Raw genomic sequence first — 12734 nt, 5'->3', positions numbered from 1 at the left:
TCGGTCCGTACTCGCCGGCGCGGTCGTCGTCGTTCATACGGCGAGCTGGTGGCTGGCCTCATCGTAGGCGAGTGCGGCTTGCGCGACGGCGAGATTCTGCCGCGTCGTTCGCCACGCCGTCAGGTCGTCCCAGCCCTCCGTCTCGTCGGCGTCGAGTTGCTGGGCAAGTTCCTCCGGTGACACCACGTCGTAGCGGTCCTCGTGGCGCCGGATCTCGGCCTTCATCTCCTTGATGCTGTCAAGCAACTCCGGCCGATCGACTTCCTCACGAAGCTCGCGGATCCGGGACATCAAGACCCGGTCGCTGTTTCGCTTGTACAGCGTTGTTTGGCCGTCCTGTTCCGTCTCGGCGAATCCAGTGTTCACGAGTGTCTTGCTGTGTCGACGTGCCGTCGGCTCGCTCACGAGAGCGCGGTCGGCGATTTCGGCCGCTGACTGCCCGTCGTGGGTCTGTTCGACGATTTCGTACACCCGCTCGAACGGCGTGGCGTCGTCTTTCCAGTCCGCTTTGACCTGCTCGTTGACGTCGTCCCACGTCTCGGTCATAGGGGAGGTTACGCATCGGAGAAACAAATAGCTTCCTCAGAAAACCATTCTTTCTTCTACTCACACCTCGATCGGACCACTTGTTCCTCTAACGTCTCCTGATGCGCCCGGACACTCGAGGTCCGAGGCGAGGCGCCGTCGCTTCTGCCCAGAGATCTCGTTCCCGTTCGCGTCGGTGCCGCGACCGATCTCCGTCGACAGGCCGCGATCGTGGCGAGCCGCCGTGAGTGGGGCGCCCGTTCGTTCGCACTCCTCGTCGTCGTACGCCCGCCACTCTGGCCCGTGATCGATGCGCTGTTCGTCGATGACCAGACCACAGTCCTCGCAGACCGTTTCGACCGCGTTCGTGGTGACCCGGCCGTCGCACTCGGGACACTGGTTCGCACTCGATTCCGTTCGGACGTCTTCGTCGAAGCCGCTCTCGTAGATGTCTCTAGTTGCCATCGTTCTCACCGTGTTTCGGGAACCCGCCAGTACAGCGAGCCCCTCACCCATTGAGGGGCCAAAAGACTCCTCGCCCTACACGCAGAGTACGAAATCCAAGGTTGAGCTATTGCCACAGCAATTAACGAATCGAGAATATATTGCTGATGTTCGAGTCTGGGTCTTCTCTGGACATTTCATACCGTTCTGATAACGACGAGATCATCCAATAATTAGAATTATAATACACAATAGCAATAATGTGGTATGGGAACGGCAACCCGGGGACAATCTGGGGCATCCAACGCTGGTTATGAGGATGCGAAACGCGAATTGGCTGATGCTGTGGGCGATAAGGATGCTGCTAGGACAAGTGAAATCTATTTTAAGATGATTCTGGCTGCTCAACCGAACGGGGCAGCCAAAGTTCCAGCATACCTAGCGGTCCGATATGGTTCGGAATTCATCATAAAAAGCCACCAGAACGGAGTTGAGTCCGCTACCAAAGATGTCGGTACCTCTGTGACAAAAGAGGTCGTTGCAGCTGGTGCCTCTGAAGCCGTCGTTGAGCAGGCTTCGAAAGAGGCAGCTACTCGTGGCCTCGCAGAGGGGTCTCAAGGCACAGACCGAGCCTTTTCAGAGTCTGCAGAACGAGCAATGGAAAGTGCGATGGGTGACATCATGACCGAAGGAGCTGATGCTCTTGAACGACACCAAAATTCAAAATAATATAGACGAGTTCGTAGAGGCCCATGGCGTTGAAGGATTCTTCCGGGTATACTTTCGGGAGTACCTGTTTCAGTTGCTTAACGAGGAGATCGAGGCAGCTACAAATGATCCTGAGTCAGACTCTGCCCTTCAGCTTCACTTCAGCCAGAACGTCAATACAGATCAAGAGTTAGAAGAATTTGAAGAGCAGCTGCGAGACCAGTGTGCCAGTCGAGCAGATGAACTGGTCGAAAAGATCCAAGACCAGCCCGAACTCGCTCCAATTTTCGAAGATGCCGACGTAGAGCTACTAGAGCATGAGGATGTAGAGGAAATGATCCGAGATACTATGCACGAGATGATTGAAGCATGGGAGGACGAGGACTTTGAAGGGAACTAAGCGATTCTTGATCAAGTCCGGGACTGGATCAAATCTTAGCGAAGCTGACTCAGATTATACAATCGTCGTTGACGATTATCGCACCGAGACTGAAACGGAGGACGGTCGTCTAACCAAGTACACGAAGGAGGTTCTAAACGACCTGTTCGGACAGAGCCCCCCTCCAACAGTCACGGCATTGGTGGAGCTCGCACTCGGTACATATGCTGCAGATCGTTTGGTGAAGCGGGGGCCTACTGGCGCGAAGGATGATGGAGAGGAAATGCTGAAATCACGGCAGATACAGATTTTGCACCCTGTTGCTAACGTGGAGAAATGGCGACCAATAGAGTCTGAATTGAATCACGCTATTAGCTTCATCTCGCGTGATAATTTCCAGTATCGGTTCATCGATGCGATTGACGAAAACCAGTCTATTGACGATGGTACTGATGGATATCGTGATCAAGTGCCTGAGGCTGATTCTGTCGCCCTTTTTTCTGGTGGGTTAGATAGTTTGGGTGGCCGATTTCACCTCGCTGAGGACGGGTACAATCCACACTTTGTCAGTGTGGATCATGGTCGAAACGTCGGTCATCTAGTGCGAAATTTTGACCATCTCTTTGATGGTGATCTGACCGCAATAGGTGTCGACGAAGAATTCTATGCATATGAGGATACACAGTTCACTCGTTCGTTCATGTACTTCGCTTTCGCCGCCGCTGTCGCGGTGGCCCTCGATGTTGATGATATCTACGTTCCTGAGAATGGCGTTCTATCGCGGTTCTCATCGCTGGAATCTGGCTGGACGACGACTCGCACAGTTCACCCGCTATTCGTAAAGAGCTTGAATCGCATTTTTGACGATCTATTCCCGGACCGTAAGCTGGAAATCAGTAATCCGTTCCTTGATTATACGAAGAAGGAGGTTGTCGACTGTATCCCAAACAAGGCGGATATCTTCTTCACTCGAACATGTCCGCATCCGCGTGAATTGTCACAAGGAAAGGACGCTGCCGGCCACCCTTACAACTGTGGTGAGTGTATTCCTTGTCTTATCCGTATTATTGGTCTTGTAAACAGCGAACACAAAATACAGCCAGACGAATTGGTGTTAGACAAGAACCATTTCTTGGACTTCGACTTCTCGAAAGTGAGTGCTGAGAATATTGCTCAACCCAACCAGAGTCGACAGTCTAGTTTGTCAGTGTTTTTGTTAGGCTTGAATGCTCATCTCTCGTTCGCGTACCGTATTCAGACTTTGACCCAAAGGGAGCTGGTGTCATCTACCCCCGAGCTTCTCGACCCCGATATATTACGGCTCTATGAACGATTTAGTAGAGAGATTTTCCAAACCGTGGAATTCTTCGCAGCTGAAAACCCAACACTAGAAAACTACGTCACAGAGTTTCTTTCGTTAGAGGACGAAGAGCTCTCCAACTTATGTTAGTTTACGAATGATGCCTGACTGATAGCCGTCACTCCCCTTCTACTTTCATGCGTAGCTCTGAGCGTGGGCACGCCCGCACCGCTCGTGCGGTGGGACAAACACGCCCGGTCGGGTACCCTTCCCCCGGTTTCTGGGATAAATATCAGACCGAATCTCGAGGTCGTGGCTGCGCGCGCAGCGAAGTCCTCGTGAGCACTGCGAACGAGGGCACGTGAGACGAGCAACAGCGAGTCTCACGGAGCGAGCACGGAGCGGAGGGTGGGGCGGCGGGGCTTGGGTCGGTTCGGCACACAGCAAAAAAGAGGGGTACGCCGACTGGCTATGCGTCCCACCAGCGGCCGCGCTCCGGGAAGTGAATACTGCTCCACCCCGTCACGGCCACCGAGATCCGGCCCTCGTACCAGTTCGTGGCCGCTTCGTGAATGCGCACCCGCTCGCCTTCCTCGATCCACGGGGCGTCCGATGCCTTCCAGATCGTCACCTTCGTTTGCCCGCTCTCGTCCGCGATTAGCCCGACTTGTTGGATGGCCGGCGAATCACTGTCCCAGAGGGTTTTCACACGGCCCTCGATCGTGACCGTGCCGCGATCGACGTCCTCGAGCGCGTCGATGGGCACCGAGCCCGTGGGCGCCGTCTGCAGCTCCTCGAACACCCGGACGACCGCACTCGTCAGGTCTCGGCCGTCGACGATCGCTTCGGCCAGCCGTCGACTGATCGCCGCCCGCGACCAGCCATCCAGCCGCGTCGCGAGTCGATCTGCCTCCGTGTTTACCGTCGCCAGTTCATCCTGGGAGAGCGCCGCTCGGGGATCATCCCGTTCGGGGTCGGCCATCGGGTTCACGCTCGCCGCCCGCTGCTGGAACTCCCGCCGGCGTTCCGTGCTCCCTTCAGCGGCGACCGCCCGCGTGCGCTGCGCCCGCCCGTCCTGCGTGCCCAGCTCGGCTTGGGCACTGATGCGCTCCAGTTCGGCTTCCCGGGCCCGAATGCGCTCCTCCTGTTCGAGGGTGACACCGTGAATCCGCTCGGTGTTCGTGTCCGCGATCCCCTCCGGGTGATTCGCATCCACCTTCGCCTGCGTCTCCTGCTCGACCGTCGCTTCGAACGTCGTCGTCTCGTCGACGACCGGGACGCCGTCTGCATCGACTGCCTGCTCGTCCGCGTTCTCGAATGCCTGTTCATCCACCGAAACGACCTTTCCGCTCGCGTTGTTACTGGACATGGAGTTCACTAACTCCGAAGGCGCTGACGCGCCGCCACCCGCGACCCATATCGCGGGTTTCTCACGGACCGACACTCACCAGCGACGCCGCCATCGACCCGCTGTCGACGGCTGCCGGCACCGAGGCGCCCGCGCCGCGCCTTCACGCCGGACGCCGTCCGGCGCGGCGCGGCGCCGACGACATCCCCTGCCACCCAAGTGCGGGGGAGCAGCTCGAGGTGAGCGCGCGATCACCGCCGTATACCCAGCCGGTCACCGCGGGTCGGCGCCGCGCCGACACCCGTCCGTCGTGAGACGCAACGGCAGCGGTCGCGGCGCCGAGGCGGCACGGCCGGGGGGTATACGGTGGTGAACGGCCCCGGATACGGCCACAGCGAGGGACGCAGAGGGGTGGGCCCCGCCGGCCCCGTGCGGGGCCGGTCCCGCGCGAGCCTGTCCCGTCCGTCGCAGACGCAACGGAAACGCCTCGCGCGGCACGCCGGCCGCGGACGGCACGCCCGCGGCAGCCCACCCCGTCGCGACCGAGTTCGAGCGGATGCCCGGCCGGCAGCGCAGCCATGCCCGAGGAACGCCCGGACCCGGGGCATACCGGGGTGAGCACGGCGAACCCCGGTAGCCGCGGCAGCCCGGCGGTAAATCGGGACGAGGGCGACAGCCCGAGCGGCGAGCAGCCCGTCCCGGACCGCACAGGCGGCCACGTCTGCACCGCCGTTCGTCGGCGCGACCGTGGTGGGGGCGCGCCGACGCAACGGCCGGTGCAGATGCAGTCGGTCCGGTTCCGGTCAATCCCGGTCGCGGGCCGAGCGCTCGCAGGCCCGCTGTCGGGTGCGACCGGTATCGGGCGACTGCACCCGGCCCGACCCGGTCCCGTGACCGTGCCCCGTCCGTCGCAGACGCAACGGCAGCGCGAAAGCCCGGGCCCGGCAGGACCGGTCCCTGTCGGCCGGAGCGCGCGCAACCCGAGGAGGCTCCCCCAAACGGACGTGACTCACACACCGAGAAATCGATCCAGCTGCGTCAGGATGGACTGGAAGTCTTCGCGGCACAATCGCACGATTCGGATCCCACACGCCGATCGCGAGCGACGCGGCAGGCGGCAGCGGCGTATCGTGAGCGGAGCGAACGAGGGTAGCGAGATGGCGTCTCACGCGGTCACATGGCGGCGAACCGTCGCTGCTGTCCTGTCTCCACCCGCGTTTCAGCACGCCTCAGTACCGTCAATGAATCTCCTACTCCTGTGCCGCGCTGGCGTCGACAACATGCCCCGTGAAAAGCACCGTCCCGGTTGGCCGGTCGCGGATCACGAAGAGGAACGGCCGATTGGCGTCGAGTACCGTCGGTGGACGCGACACGAAATTCACTACCGATCCCGTCGCCGCCGCGGCTTCGGTGCCCTGCTCGTCGACGGCGACGTACGTGTCGTGGTACACTTGGTCGACGAAGAGGTTGCCGCCAGTCTCTGAGAGATCGGCCATCCGCGAGAACTCCGCCGCATTCGGGTCGAACGCATCGGTCATGCCCAGCGCCTCTAGGGATTGCTCAAGCGTGCATTCCGAGTCGAACTCGAACCGCGGGAGGTTGACGTAGCCACGCTGCGGTTCGAGCGCGTCGACGATTCGGCCGAGTCGCTCGGCGTCGAACGCCCGTTCGTAGGCCTCGAACTCGCCAGCGGGCGGCACGACGATGAGCATACCCGTCCTCCCACCGACGTAGGGGAGTTCGACGGCCTGAGCGCCGTCGACGGTCGCCGCCGGCACTTGGACGTCCTGTGACATCATCTGGACCGTGCTCGTCGAGCCATCGAGTGCGGTGAACTCGGCGGGCTCCGTTCGGTCCTCGTCGAACGGGTGGCGCCAGTTCGCCATGAAGGAGATGGCGTTCGTCAGGACGAGTACGGTCTGGGAGGAAACCGATCCCGCTGGAAGCAGCTCCTCGATTCGGTCGTCGGTCTGGTCGGCGATCCACGCGTTGATCGCCTTGCGGACACCGTCGGGGTTCTCAACGAAGTCGACTTGGTTGAGGCCGCCGCCGTAGTGGTTCTCGAGCGTGGTCAGGTACTCGTCCCGGAACGGAACCCCCGCTTGCCCCCAGATAGCGTTGACGAGTGAGAGCTGGAAGGGAACGGGCTCGTCGCCGTCGTCGTAGTCTGACGGGAGATCGTCCTCGTCGATGTTCTCGTCGCGATCAGACAGCGTTCGCTGGAGGTCGTTGAACGCCGCATGGAGCTGGTCGTCGTCGAGTGTGTACCCGAGGGACTCCCGCATCTGCTCGCGAGTGCTCCCGCCGGCACCAGCGTACGTCATCGCCAGCGCAATTGTCGCACTGATCGGCGAGACCAGCAGGTTCTCGGCGGCATCAGCTGTCCGGAGCTCGTCGAACAGGTCCAGCGCAAACGTGTTCGTTCCAGTAACGAGGTCATCGAGCGTGTCGTCGTCGACGTCCGGCTGGAGGGCAGGTGTCGACGGCGCATCCGCGCTGATGTCGGCGTGCGACGTCGCTGGTGCTGTACACCCAGCGAGGGCACCGGCGATGAGGGCGCTCGAGACGGAGAGATAGCGACGGCGATCCATACGCGTCGGGTTCAGCAGGTAGCGTCGAGTATCTTCTGCAAGCACAAACCACTTTTTGAGCGACCTTTCAAGAGTCGGCGGCGGGGCGGGATATTCGGCGTCGCCACTCGACGACCGGTTACGCGTCGAGGCGCTGGAGCAATTGCGTGACGTAGGGGCTGTTCTCCCAGCTCCGATGCGGGCTGATGGTCGTGATCAGTGTTCGAGCTGCATCGTGGCTCAGATACCCGTTTCGAGCATAGTCGACGATGAGTCGCGGCGTCGGGACGATTCGTGGCCCCTCCAGTACGGCGTGAATCAACGGAAAGTTCGTGCCGCCGAACTCGTCGGTGAGAAACCCGTCGACGGCGAGCACGTTCGCGAGGACGATGCCGTCCGTTTCACCCTCGTCGAGGCCGAACGTCGGTCTTGAGTCTGGTGTATCCTCACATTCGTACGGATCCTTGACCGTGTAGTGGTTGCGGGCTGCGAGAACGTTGTTCGCCGCCGCCGCGTGGATGTCCTGATACTGTGTGGTGTCGCGAAGCTCCGCAACGACTTCTGGCGGGACGAACACCTCACACGAGGTGAGAAGATACTGGAACGGATCCGGAACGTCCGCGTCGACGGCCGCGTCTGCACGAGGGACGGCGAGACTGACCAGTGCACTGGTGTCGGCAACGACCGTTCGCAGTCGCCGACCGCTCATCGCTCGTCGTCGGTAGTGGTGTCGCCCGTCGTTGCATCGCCATCGTAGACGTCGACGTCGTCGGGAGCCGCGAGATCGAGTGGCTCGTCCTCGAGGTCCGCTTTGAGGAGGCGGAGCCGCTGGGCCGTCTCGGCACCGACTAACTGCTTGACCGTCTCGAACTCGAGCTGATCGTCGTAGTACTTCGTCGCGACCAGCTCCTGGAACGTCTCGCTATCGGCAGTGTCCTCGATGTACTCGCGGATCGCCTCGACGAGGAGATCGGTCCGGTCCGTGTCGAAGAGCTCCGCGATCGCGTCCAAGCGGTCGACGAGATACTCGGGTGACTGGAAATGGACCCGTCGCGGGTCGTCGCTTGCGCTCATCCTGTGTGCACGTTCTGCACATAGGCGGAAAACTGTTTCGCCGAATGTGCAGAGCCTGCACATCGATGGTGAATGGAGGGTTGGACCCCTGTTGAAATCAAAATAGGTCGGCATGAACTGCAGTGGAACAACCGGAAAGTGGGGTTGCGTATTACGTGATTTCGTTAATCAGATCGAAGCCATCTACGAATTCTACCTGTTCCCCAAACCCGTGTGCTTCGAGGGCAGAAACGGTCGCCTCTCCTGCATCGACGTCCGTCGTAATGAGGTACGCAAACGCTGCTGATCCGCTATCCAACAACTGTACAGTCACCGCTGCAAGTGCAGTGTCGGCTTTCTCAATGGTGTCTTCAGGACGGTTCGAGCCGCTCGCAATACGCCCCCGGACGTCGTCCATCACTGTGGCAACTGTGCTATTACTGTAATCCAGAGGATCCGCAACGGTGACCCACCCGCTGTCGATTGCGCTGTCGATTGGTGTTTGTCCCGGTGTACTGCGATCTGGGGCGCCTCCAAGCTCTTCGTAGATGCGTTCCGGGATGAGAAGGGTGAGGCCGTTTCGTCGGACGAAGCGTTCGAGCGCGGCGTACTTATTGTTCTGCTGTCGGCCACAGGCCACGAAGAGGCCGGTGTCTGCGACGATCGCTGCCGGCTCTCGCGGCGGGTCGTACAACTCACTCATTTATTAGCCCTCAGGCGTCCTCGGGCGGCGTCTCGCGGGCGTTGCGTATCTCCTCGAAATACGGATCGTGGGCTTCCATATCGAGAACGACCTCCCGGAGTGCCTGGAGGACGGCAATCGCGAACGCGGACTGGAGTTCGAGTTCTCGAGCAGCTACCCGTTCCGACATCTCTCCCTCCGTGTAGGGTATTGCGTACGTGAGTGCTGCAGCGAGCTTTCCGAGACCATATCGTTCGAGGAGGAGGTCAAGATCCTGATCACGAGGAGCACGTCCGAACGCCTCGATGAACGTCGGTGTAATCGTGTACTCGTCGCCGTCGAGATTCGCAGTGAGCGTAATCGGAACTGCGGTGTAGATGTGGGTTTTCCGGTCGTCGTCACGCGTGAGAACGCCGAGGTCGACCAAGGTGCTCGTATCGGAATAGGCAGTCGAACGAGGCATCTCCAGCTGGTCGGTGGTGTCGTCAATTGTCACTTCACCCTCCCGTAGAATGAACGTGTAGAGCCGAGCCAGCCGAGGCTCTTCCAGCAGCTGAGCCACCGACATGAACCCGTTCATCGCACGTTCAGGATCTCCCACAGCCTTCGACATACAATCTATAATTTGTGTATTGTGTAATAACGCTTGTGGGGCCTGTCGTTCGGTAAGCAGCCGTACTGTACTTTCCGAACGATGCGCCACGTCGAGGCTGGTTCTCACCACCTGAGTTGGTGTGAAACAGCCGCTAAGGAGGATTGCGCACCTAACACGAATCACTCATACGAGGAATGATTTCTTCGCGTTCTTCTTTCTGAAGAATGGCTTTGATATAGACAGGATACTCATCCTCTGTATCCGGTGAATCGCTTGCAGAAGTGACGATAATTGAGCTCGGTGCGACCTTTTTCATAAGGTCATATGAGGGAGAAGGAAATTCAATATCCGCATTGTCAATCGACGGTACAATTGTCCGGGTGGTTACTAATATCCCCGAATCGTACGGTTGGATAGGGATTTTCTCAACGATACAGTCTGTTCGGTTTGAAACAGTCCTTCTCAATTCCTGCTCTATATCGTCCAGAGAAGTGTTTCCCATAGAGACTTCAATTAGACTACCCTCTGTTTGAGTCGGGCCAATCGTCCTTACTGGATTTGATTCGGTAGGAGGGCCTGTCGAAGAAGGTGGGGTATCTCCAAGGCAACCTCCTATTGAGACTACAACGAGAGCAGGGAACTTCTGAATGGCTGACCGGCGGCCCATCGAATCCATATTCCAATTTATAAATAGAACGGAATAAATGAAAGGGTGTTCCTGACTTATACCCCGTTGTGATTCAGTAAACGGTTGCTCTGTACTTACTGATGCGACTCACTACATCGAGGCGAGTTCTCACCACCTGAGTTAGTGTGAAACAGCTGCTCAGAAGGTATGCGAACTAAGTAATGTCCATTCGCTGGCCAGCCCAAAATCCGAACAGCAGAAGAGCCATTCCAATCACTGCTGGTATCCAGAATCCTAATTCCGTGAATATTGTGACGGACAGTTGTTCGGGAGCAAAGATGGCTGTCCATAACGGAATCCCAATCAGTATGCTCGCTAAAGCAATGAGAGTGAATTTGAGATATGAGTCCATTGTCTGTTAATATGTTCTGCCCGTTGATAACTATTTTCTGCCTCAGTCAATAGTTCTCCTACACTTACCGATCGGCCGCAAATCTGTGACGGGTTAAGAACTTCAACAGAGGCGCGGTGGAAGGGTTGCCAAGTCGTGATCTGCCGCTCGCTTCAGGACTCGTCGACGTCCAGCTCGTCGAGTCCCGCTCCAGCCTCCTCGATTTCGTAATGTTCGTGGACGACGGGGCGGAGCGCCTGGAGGATCATCTCCGCAGCCAGCGGCGAGACGTCCAGATCCTCGGCCATCAGGCGGTGGGTCACCTCGCCACGCTCCCGAGCAACCGCGTAGGTGAGCGCGGTCGCGAGGCCGGCGACGCCGTGGCGGTCGATGTAGGTGTCGATGTCGGCGTCCGTCTCGCGGCGGCCGACGGCGTCGATCAGCGCCGGCGTGATCGTGTACTCGCGGTCGCCCGCGGTCGTTGTCACGGTTAGGTCGATCTCCCGAGCACCGTACCGGCGTGGCTGTTCGTCGTTGGTGACGTCGACGACGCCGGCGTCGACGAGCCGGTTGACGTAGCTGTAGGCGGTTCCCTGAGCGAGCTCAAGGTCGTCCATCACGTCCTGGACGGTCGCCTCGCCCTCCCGAGCGAGGTACGCGTACAGCTGGGCGAGCTGTGGCTCTTCGAGGAGGTCCGCGACCGAGAGGAAATCCTAGACGATGTCGCCGTCGGTGCGGTTTGAGGTGCGTGACACGATTCGGTCTTGGTTACAGTTTACAGCGAATCAGTAAAGAGTGTTTGGGTCACTCTGCCGGCGTCGCGACGAGATGCTCCTCAAGGTCGCGCGTCCAGTACGTCGCGAGCCCGCCCGGACTACAGCGGGCGCACAACTGCAACGGGCCTTCCAGATGCCCCAGTTCGACCCGGAATCGCGTGAGCGCTGCGAGCGTGTCGACGACTAGTCCACAGCCGTCACAGGCGACGTGATCGCGCTCGTCGGGATCCGGCTCCGTCTGAATCGCGCAGTCGACGCAGATCGGGTGAGTGATCCGCTCGTCTTGCCCCCAGGTGTGGGCCTCGCCAGTCTCGGTACCGGGCGGCGCGTCGCAGAACGCACAGCCGACGAGGGTCTGCTGCATCACTTGCCCTCCCCGTCGGCGTCGCAGTTGGCCATCCAGCCACGGTGGAAGACGGCCAGCTGTGTCGTCGAGTCGAACGTGGCGCCGCTCGGCTCGTGAACCAGAACGTGGTCTTCAGGAACCGGAGTGACGACGTCCGCGTCGACGAGGTCGTTGATCAGGTTCTGGGCCGTCCTGTCGTCGACGTCCGTCGTGTCGCCGCCGGCGGCGTCGCGGCCCTGGGCGAGCTGTTCTTTCTCGAACCGTTCGTAGTCGCGACTCGTGTCGTCGTGAGGGTCGGGACCCGGCATGGTGAGTCACGCAGCGCACGCTGTTGCGCGCTGCACGCCTCCTGGCGCCGACAAACAGTCAGGAGAGACAGCGTCTAGTCCGGGCGGGGATCGCGATAGCCGATGACGGCGACATCGTCGATGAACAGGACGCCCTTCATAAAGTCGAGCTTGGTCAGACTGTGCTGGTACAGGTTATGCCGGCCCAGATAGTTTACTGGCACAACCAGACAGCCGAACTCGATCTTTGGCCGGCCGTCCTTCTGGGTGCGGTACCCCTTCTGGAACTTGAGGAGGTCATCGCTGACGTTCTTCCGCTCGCTCTTCTCGACCTCGATGGCGATGCGGGCGTCGGCGTCGTAGAGATCGACGCTGTAGTTAAACCCCTGATGCGACCAGAGCTTGCAGTTCGGGTTGTAGCCGCCGGCGGCGTCCCCTTCGTACTCGTACTGCGAGAGGCCGTCGGCGATTGCAGCATCGAACCCGCCGACCTCCGTGTGTTTCGTCGAGCCGTCGAAGACGCTTGCTGGGACGGCCTCGACGGCCGACCGAATCGAAGCCAACGAATCATCCGGAAACGCCTCGGACGAGGTTTGGGTGCGGCGCTCGCTCAGTTTGGTGACCTCCTCGACGACGACCATACTCGCACTCGACGAACAGTGGCTCGATAAAACCCGTCGTGACTGCCGTTCGAGCGGACCG

Annotated in this window: 14 protein-coding genes and 2 pseudogenes; 3 read left to right on the top strand and 13 right to left on the bottom strand. The window is 59.7% G+C overall.

The annotated features are described in order from the left end of the window. Positions 1-33: 33 nt before the first annotated feature. The gene (locus B4589_RS17275) at positions 34-546 is read right to left on the bottom strand and encodes a winged helix-turn-helix domain-containing protein (RefSeq protein WP_079235315.1); all 513 of its coding nucleotides are present in this window, start codon (positions 544-546) and stop codon (positions 34-36) included. Between the two features lie 126 nt (positions 547-672). Further along, a pseudogene (locus B4589_RS17270) lies at positions 673-990 on the bottom strand (TFIIB-type zinc ribbon-containing protein); the annotation flags it as partial. Between the two features lie 246 nt (positions 991-1236). Between B4589_RS17270 and B4589_RS17265 the strand changes: the two are divergent. From B4589_RS17265 to B4589_RS18350, 3 genes are read left to right on the top strand one after another with little or no spacing between them, the layout of a single operon-like run. Beyond that, positions 1237-1698, top strand: coding sequence for a hypothetical protein (locus tag B4589_RS17265; RefSeq protein ID WP_143414391.1), 462 nt, complete (start codon positions 1237-1239; stop codon positions 1696-1698). Continuing rightward, complete coding sequence (locus B4589_RS17260) at positions 1667-2077, top strand: hypothetical protein (protein WP_079235316.1); 411 nt, start codon at positions 1667-1669, stop codon at positions 2075-2077. The genes B4589_RS17265 and B4589_RS17260 overlap by 32 nt, the downstream gene beginning before the upstream one ends. Continuing rightward, a complete protein-coding gene (locus tag B4589_RS18350) occupies positions 2064-3506 on the top strand; it encodes a hypothetical protein (protein WP_255246171.1) in 1443 nt (480 codons plus the stop codon). The genes B4589_RS17260 and B4589_RS18350 overlap by 14 nt, the downstream gene beginning before the upstream one ends. Before the next feature lie 319 nt (positions 3507-3825). Here B4589_RS18350 and B4589_RS17250 read toward each other — a convergent pair whose 3' ends face one another. From B4589_RS17250 to B4589_RS17200, 11 genes and pseudogenes are all read right to left on the bottom strand, one after another. After that, positions 3826-4725, bottom strand: coding sequence for a DNA-binding protein (locus tag B4589_RS17250; protein ID WP_079235318.1), 900 nt, complete (start codon positions 4723-4725; stop codon positions 3826-3828). Between the two features lie 1229 nt (positions 4726-5954). Beyond that, complete coding sequence (locus B4589_RS17245; RefSeq protein WP_079235319.1) at positions 5955-7295, bottom strand: serpin family protein; 1341 nt, start codon at positions 7293-7295, stop codon at positions 5955-5957. A gap of 118 nt (positions 7296-7413) precedes the next feature. Next, complete coding sequence (locus B4589_RS17240) at positions 7414-7983, bottom strand: hypothetical protein (protein WP_079235320.1); 570 nt, start codon at positions 7981-7983, stop codon at positions 7414-7416. Further along, positions 7980-8348 carry a hypothetical protein gene (locus tag B4589_RS17235; RefSeq protein WP_079235321.1) on the bottom strand — a complete coding sequence of 123 codons (369 nt, stop codon included), beginning with the start codon at positions 8346-8348 and terminating at the stop codon, positions 7980-7982. The genes B4589_RS17240 and B4589_RS17235 overlap by 4 nt, the downstream gene beginning before the upstream one ends. Positions 8349-8499: 151 nt before the next feature. Further along, on the bottom strand, positions 8500-9030 hold the full coding sequence (locus B4589_RS17230) for a hypothetical protein (RefSeq protein WP_079235322.1): 531 nt from the start codon (positions 9028-9030) through the stop codon (positions 8500-8502). A gap of 10 nt (positions 9031-9040) precedes the next feature. Continuing rightward, complete coding sequence (locus B4589_RS17225) at positions 9041-9622, bottom strand: helix-turn-helix domain-containing protein (protein ID WP_079235323.1); 582 nt, start codon at positions 9620-9622, stop codon at positions 9041-9043. A gap of 151 nt (positions 9623-9773) precedes the next feature. Beyond that, on the bottom strand, positions 9774-10280 hold the full coding sequence (locus B4589_RS17220; protein ID WP_143414392.1) for a hypothetical protein: 507 nt from the start codon (positions 10278-10280) through the stop codon (positions 9774-9776). A gap of 516 nt (positions 10281-10796) precedes the next feature. Beyond that, positions 10797-11378, bottom strand: a pseudogene (locus B4589_RS17215) (helix-turn-helix domain-containing protein). A 49-nt stretch (positions 11379-11427) separates the two neighbouring features. Then, a complete protein-coding gene (locus B4589_RS17210; protein ID WP_079235325.1) occupies positions 11428-11763 on the bottom strand; it encodes a hypothetical protein in 336 nt (111 codons plus the stop codon). Next, on the bottom strand, positions 11763-12053 hold the full coding sequence (locus B4589_RS17205) for a hypothetical protein (RefSeq protein WP_079235326.1): 291 nt from the start codon (positions 12051-12053) through the stop codon (positions 11763-11765). The genes B4589_RS17210 and B4589_RS17205 overlap by 1 nt, the downstream gene beginning before the upstream one ends. A gap of 74 nt (positions 12054-12127) precedes the next feature. Further along, complete coding sequence (locus tag B4589_RS17200) at positions 12128-12673, bottom strand: hypothetical protein (RefSeq protein ID WP_079235327.1); 546 nt, start codon at positions 12671-12673, stop codon at positions 12128-12130. Positions 12674-12734: the final 61 nt, after the last annotated feature.

It is taken from the genome of Halolamina sp. CBA1230 (assembly GCF_002025255.2).
Lineage (GTDB): Archaea > Halobacteriota > Halobacteria > Halobacteriales > Haloferacaceae > Halolamina.
Note: the sequence above shows the minus strand (reverse complement) of the source record. Positions and strands in the feature narration are given on the sequence as shown.

Bases quoted from the DNA above. Each gene is read 5' to 3' on its own strand.
- B4589_RS17275 (WP_079235315.1), bottom strand. From the start codon at position 546: ATGACCGAGACGTGGGACGACGTCAACGAGCAGGTCAAAGCGGACTGG.
- B4589_RS17265 (WP_143414391.1), top strand. From the start codon at position 1,237: ATGGGAACGGCAACCCGGGGACAATCTGGGGCATCCAACGCTGGTTAT.
- B4589_RS17260 (WP_079235316.1), top strand. From the start codon at position 1,667: ATGCTCTTGAACGACACCAAAATTCAAAATAATATAGACGAGTTCGTA.
- B4589_RS17250 (WP_079235318.1), bottom strand. From the start codon at position 4,725: ATGTCCAGTAACAACGCGAGCGGAAAGGTCGTTTCGGTGGATGAACAG.
- B4589_RS17245 (WP_079235319.1), bottom strand. From the start codon at position 7,295: ATGGATCGCCGTCGCTATCTCTCCGTCTCGAGCGCCCTCATCGCCGGT.
- B4589_RS17240 (WP_079235320.1), bottom strand. From the start codon at position 7,983: ATGAGCGGTCGGCGACTGCGAACGGTCGTTGCCGACACCAGTGCACTG.
- B4589_RS17235 (WP_079235321.1), bottom strand. From the start codon at position 8,348: ATGAGCGCAAGCGACGACCCGCGACGGGTCCATTTCCAGTCACCCGAG.
- B4589_RS17230 (WP_079235322.1), bottom strand. From the start codon at position 9,030: ATGAGTGAGTTGTACGACCCGCCGCGAGAGCCGGCAGCGATCGTCGCA.
- B4589_RS17225 (WP_079235323.1), bottom strand. From the start codon at position 9,622: ATGTCGAAGGCTGTGGGAGATCCTGAACGTGCGATGAACGGGTTCATG.
- B4589_RS17220 (WP_143414392.1), bottom strand. From the start codon at position 10,280: ATGGATTCGATGGGCCGCCGGTCAGCCATTCAGAAGTTCCCTGCTCTC.
- B4589_RS17210 (WP_079235325.1), bottom strand. From the start codon at position 11,763: ATGCAGCAGACCCTCGTCGGCTGTGCGTTCTGCGACGCGCCGCCCGGT.
- B4589_RS17205 (WP_079235326.1), bottom strand. From the start codon at position 12,053: ATGCCGGGTCCCGACCCTCACGACGACACGAGTCGCGACTACGAACGG.
- B4589_RS17200 (WP_079235327.1), bottom strand. From the start codon at position 12,673: ATGGTCGTCGTCGAGGAGGTCACCAAACTGAGCGAGCGCCGCACCCAA.